The organism is Oleiphilus sp. HI0066, from assembly GCF_001635725.1.
In genome coordinates this window covers 1-686 of sequence record NZ_LWFH01000434.1, presented here as the reverse complement: position 1 = coordinate 686, position 686 = coordinate 1, and the positions used below count along the sequence as shown (strand labels likewise).

The window sequence follows — 686 nt, the reverse complement described above, 5'->3', positions numbered from 1 at the left end:
TCTTTTTGCTCCAGCAAGGCTTTTGAATACTCTCGGAAGTTCATGCTTAGGCCTTTTTTAAGCTCTTGTTTGGCATCAAAGCTAGATTTCTTAAGATCTTTTCCGAATTTAAATTGAAGGATCTTTCTTACTGGCCATGCAAAGTCTTGGGAACAAACGAAACCAAATAACTTGACCCAAGTCTTCAGCGTTTTGTCGGCTAATTGCTCATCAATGCGAATTTTGCTTACTTGCGCGCCTTGATCTTCTAAGCATTTTACGACACGCTGAAGCCCTCGCTGAGTAGGGGCGGAGCATTGAACTCCAGCCAATTCATCGTAATAAGCGATTTTATAATTCGCGAGCTTGTTGTGAATCGGTGTGGATGTCTGAATGTCTAGGTATTGTTGGTATTCAGGTAAGGGTTGATAACAGACCTTATAAATTTGCTCAATGTCGCTAGCGCTTCGCGCCAGAGGGCCGGTGCTGTTTAGCGCTGTAAAACCGGTTCCTCTGTTTGGTAGAGGTGGAACATGGCCATCATGTATATGTCCATTGGTAGTCGGCTTTAAGCCAAACAATCCGCATAAGTTAGCTGGGTTTCGAATAGAACCGCCAATATCGCTGCCAATTTCTGCATAACTCAATTGGGCTGCAAGTGCAGCGGCACCACCTCCTGTGCTTCCACCGGGAGTTCTACGAAGATC

The 686-nt window shown here is 45.0% G+C and carries 1 protein-coding gene; it reads right to left on the bottom strand.

The genetic code is table 11. From position 1 onward, the window contains the following. Positions 1-686 (bottom strand): amidase family protein (locus A3738_RS05775; RefSeq protein ID WP_255376150.1); only part of this gene is annotated, 686 nt, incomplete at both ends.